The organism is Leuconostoc sp., assembly GCF_965300815.1.
In genome coordinates this window covers 1-4,493 of sequence record NZ_CBDKZH010000059.1, presented here as the reverse complement: position 1 = coordinate 4,493, position 4,493 = coordinate 1, and the positions used below count along the sequence as shown (strand labels likewise).

Below are 4,493 nucleotides of genomic sequence, written 5' to 3'. Positions count from 1 at the left end.
CATCAGTGAATGGGTACTTCACGTGATAGAATGCGCCTTCATCATCTTGATAAATAACTTCGATATCCGATAAAGCTGTTCGTGCTTGTGGATCCCAGTTAATGATATATTCACCACGATAGATTAAGCCTTTATTATAAAGGTCAATAAAGACTTTGTTGACAGCCTTGTTCAAGCCCTCATCTAACGTAAAACGTTCGCGGTCAAAGTCGAGTGACAGCCCCATCTTACCCCATTGTTGCTTAATCGTGGCTGCGTATTCATTCTTCCAGTCCCAGACTTGTTCAACAAACTTTTCACGGCCCAAGTCATAGCGTGAGACACCTTCACCACGCAAACGTTGTTCCACTTTGGCTTGCGTAGCAATACCGGCATGATCCATACCAGGCAACCACAATACATCCAACCCTTGCATTTTCTTTTGACGAATAATCATGTCTTGCAGCGTTGTATCCCAAGCATGACCCAAATGCAACTTCCCCGTGACATTTGGTGGTGGGATTACAATGGCATAAGGTTCTGGTTCTTGTCCCTGAATGGCTTGGTTAGATTCTGGTGCAAATAACTTTTTTTCTTGCCAATGGTCATAACGGCCTGCTTCAACAGCCGTTGGGTCATATTTTGTTGACATATCAATGTCGCGCATAGTATTCTCCTTTTGTTTATGATACAAAAAAATCGTCCTAAAAATAATATTAGGACGATTTTCACCGTGGTACCACCTGTATTGCTGATCGTCTGTTTTTAACACAATAATCAGCCACTCTTATTATTCAACTTGTTAACACTTAGCAACCTTGGGCATTAACATGACTGATTCACAGCACCATCAGCTCTCTGGGCATGTATTTGCTTAATCCTCTAAGATAAGCATTATCTTACTAGAATTTCAGCTGTTCGTCAAGTCCCTGCTTAGGTGACGCTATTTGACGTATATAGGCTACCGGATTAAACACTGCATTTAGTAGCGGCCATTTTCTCGTCCCATAAATCACCATGAGGCTGGTTCCCCAGGCAAAAGCAACCAACAACACTAGCAACAACGCATAGTAGTTAACACCTAGTTTTAGCAGGAGTACTCGCCCAATCGAAGCCATCGGTGCGTGCACCAAATAGATAATCAGTGAATACCGCCCATACGTTGTAAAGTATCGACTCACAAGCCCACCACGATTTTTTTGATACAAAAAAAGAAATAGTGGCACACTAGCCAATTTAGCCCAGACATCAGTTGTCGTCATCATATCGGTCGTAAACCAATCATGCCCTTGGTGCATTTGCCAAGCTAACCCACCAACAAACAAGAGACCACTCAAACTGACGGTTAACCAATGTGTCAACCAGGTCGGGCGTTGCTTGAAGACATAGCCGATATAAAAACTGCTCGTCCACATCAAAACGCCCGTTAAAGCATAAGGCAATGCTGTCGTATGCGTGACGGCAAGCCACAAAAATAAACTATAAATGATGCCTTGGATAAGGCGCGATAAACGCAATAATGTCAGTAAGCCGACAACCCCATACACAAAAAACAACACATACAAATACCAGAGATAGCCGATAGGTAGCGCATAAATATGTGCTAAATCTTGCCATGAGTTCAGATGATGTACAGCCTGTGACCCGTGCTGCAAACAGACATAAAGCACTGAAAAAATGACATATGGCACTCCGAGATTCACGAGTTTTTTCCCGATACCGATAATATATTGTCGGCCATTTTGCGGCGGTGTATAAACATAGCCAGATAACGCAAAAAAAACTGGCATCACAACTGTAAATAAGACCCCCATGATATTGGTCGAAATGTTTTGTTGTGCTGGAAATTGTCCTGTTTTATACACACCTTCAACAACATGAACAATGACCACCAAAAAGATGGTGACGCCTTTGGCAAAATCTAACCATGCAATTCTTTCCGCTGCCACAGCAACTCCTTTATTTACCAGCGAGTGACCACCATTACTTAATCCCGATACTAATCCGTAAGGCTTGGGCAACTTGTTGCATTTCGTGTGAATTAGCGTTAAGATGCGCAATTTTATCACGTAATCGTCGCTTATCAATTGTTCGCAACTGTTCAGCTAAAATCACGGAATCACGTTTAATGCCACCTAAATGTGCCGGTAGCAAGACATGCGTGGGTAATTTTGGTTTAGAAATTTGTGACGTGATAGCGACAACAATCGTTGTTGGCGAATTAGCATTCCCCACGTCATTTTGCACGATAAGTACTGGCCGTACACCAGACTGTTCAGAACCAATACCTTGCTTCAGATCAGCATAGAATACATCACCACGTACCACTGTTTGATAGGCTTCTTTCATTCTTATTCTCACTTACTATGTACGCGCTCATAGCGCTTTTCATTGATAAATTCTTGGTAATCTCGGTCCAAAAGTTGTTAAAATCTCATGCGGAATTGTCTGTGCATATTGGGCAAAGTCTTCGACCGTGATCTCAGCATCACCATCTTGACCAATTAAGATCACCACTGTTCCCACTGGATAGTCACGATCTAAGGTAATTACAATTTGATCCATCGTCACGCGCCCAATCACTTTTTCTGCATGACCATTAACTAACACAGTCATCCCACCCATTCGTCGAAGATAACCGTCAGCGTACCCAATGGGTAAAGTAGCAACCCATTGCGGTTCTGTCGCTGTATAAGTCGCACCATAACTGACTGATTCGCCTGCTTGTAATTGGTGAACCGCCCCAATTCGTGACTTTAACGACAATACATTTTTAAGTGTTACTGGCATAGGTAATTCTGGTGCACCTGGATTATAGCCATACAATACCGAGCCGACCCGAATGGTGCCAGTCTCAATTTGATCATGATGCCACAAGGCAGACCCTGAATTTGCTAAATGCCAATAGTGTTTTGGAATCCCAACAGCAGTTACCCAAGCATTAAAATTCGTCACTTGTTGATCATAATAGGTTTGATTGGTATCATCAGCTGTTGCAAAGTGGGTAAAGACGCCACTCAGTTGCAAACTTGGAGTATTTAACACCTTATCATACATTTCCTGCAACGCTGCCTCAGAGTGGGCCCCCATGCGTCCCATTCCTGTATCAACTGCTAATTGGATCATGAGCTGATCGTCTGAGCTAAGCAACTGTTCAGCCTCATCTAACCATGCCAAAGTCCCAACAGCCGGTGTTAACCGCTGTGACACCATCACTGGCACATATTGCACGTCTTGAACGCCTAGTAAGATAATATTAAAATCATCGTATGCTACTTGCTGGCGTAATGCTACGCCTTCAGCAATCGTGGCTACGGCAAAGTCACGTACCCCAATTTCATACAACGCAGTCGTCACTGCTACTGCGCCGTGACCATAGGCATCAGCTTTGACTACAGCTATTAGACGCGTGGCGCTAGCATGCGCCATAATCTGTTTGGCATTATATTGTATCGCTGCTAAGTCGACTGTCAGCCAAGATGGCCGCATCATTAGTAACTCATTACTATTTGTCATGACAAAACTCCACGTTTCGGAAATAGCTTCAAGCTCACTCTTTCCCAGATTGTTAGCCGTTCAATCACAACGACTGTATTGACGAAATCACCACTATGCGTAATCGCCACGTGTATCGTATATGGGAAATTTTTAACCAGCATAACCGGTCGCCCATTTTCCTCGTTTAAAATCTCAATATCGTGCCAATGGACTTTAGCGCCAATACCGTAGCCAGTAGCTTTTGAAAAAGCTTCCTTCGCAGAAAAACGCCCGGCAACGAATTCATGATAGTGTTTACCATGACGTTCACTTGCCTGGCGACGTTCTGCATCAGTCAAAATTGTCGTCATAAAATTTTCTTGACGTGTTACAATTTGCCCAACGCGACTAATGGATTCTGTATCATTTCCAATACCAATTATCATATTCCTATTGTAACAAAATGTCCACCATTCACCAAGTAGCAAGCAGATCTTAACAGTGTTAATAATCAATACAAAAATAAAAAGCAGTATCATCATGATACTGCTTTCGCGATGCCGTCGGTGGGAGTCGAACCCACACGGTGTTGCCACCACTGGATTTTGAGTCCAGCGCGTCTGCCAATTCCGCCACAACGGCATAATATAAACCCTACTGGCTTATTAGGGCGGTAGAAGGGGATCGAACCCTCGCATGCTGGATCCACAAACCAGTGTGTTAACCACTTCACCACTACCGCCATGGCAGGGATAGAGGGAATCGAACCCCCATCAACGGTTTTGGAGACCGCTATTCTACCGTTTAACTATATCCCTACATTTATAAATCTCAGCTAAACGCTGATATAACATGGTAAGGAATCGCACCTTACATAACACTGGCTTGTTCATGTTTGTCAGTAATTAGCGGTCACAGCGGGGCTCGAACCCGCGATCTCCTGCGTGACAGGCAGGCGTCCTAACCAGCTAGACCATGCGACCAATGGACGCTACAGGGATCGAACCTGTGACCCCCTGCTTGTAAGGCAGGTGCTC

The 4,493-nt window shown here is 43.9% G+C and carries 5 protein-coding genes and 4 tRNA genes; all 9 read right to left on the bottom strand.

What is annotated here, in order from left to right; genetic code table 11:
* Window positions 1–646, bottom strand: a 646-nt coding sequence (locus tag ACW12G_RS05075) for a class I tRNA ligase family protein (protein ID WP_455647418.1), incomplete at its 3' end; no start/stop codon positions are given.
* A gap of 235 nt (window positions 647–881) precedes the next feature.
* On the bottom strand, window positions 882–1,928 hold the full coding sequence (locus ACW12G_RS05070; protein ID WP_147000795.1) for an acyltransferase family protein: 1,047 nt from the start codon (window positions 1,926–1,928) through the stop codon (window positions 882–884).
* Window positions 1,929–1,962: 34 nt separating this feature from the next.
* Window positions 1,963–2,328, bottom strand: a complete 366-nt coding sequence (locus tag ACW12G_RS05065; protein ID WP_029510310.1) for a type II toxin-antitoxin system PemK/MazF family toxin — start codon at window positions 2,326–2,328, stop codon at window positions 1,963–1,965.
* 39 nt (window positions 2,329–2,367) lie between these two features.
* Complete coding sequence (alr, locus tag ACW12G_RS05060; protein ID WP_455647417.1) at window positions 2,368–3,495, bottom strand: alanine racemase; 1,128 nt, start codon at window positions 3,493–3,495, stop codon at window positions 2,368–2,370.
* The gene (gene acpS, locus ACW12G_RS05055) at window positions 3,492–3,902 is read right to left on the bottom strand and encodes a holo-ACP synthase (protein WP_010002253.1); all 411 of its coding nucleotides are present in this window, start codon (window positions 3,900–3,902) and stop codon (window positions 3,492–3,494) included. The genes alr and acpS overlap by 4 nt, the downstream gene beginning before the upstream one ends.
* 112 nt (window positions 3,903–4,014) lie before the next feature.
* Window positions 4,015–4,098: transfer RNA gene (locus ACW12G_RS05050), tRNA-Leu, on the bottom strand.
* Between the two features lie 27 nt (window positions 4,099–4,125).
* Window positions 4,126–4,198, bottom strand: a tRNA-His gene (locus ACW12G_RS05045).
* A 2-nt stretch (window positions 4,199–4,200) separates the two neighbouring features.
* Window positions 4,201–4,274 (bottom strand) — tRNA-Trp (locus tag ACW12G_RS05040).
* Window positions 4,275–4,365: 91 nt separating this feature from the next.
* Window positions 4,366–4,439: transfer RNA gene (locus tag ACW12G_RS05035), tRNA-Asp, on the bottom strand.
* Window positions 4,440–4,493 lie beyond the last annotated feature (54 nt).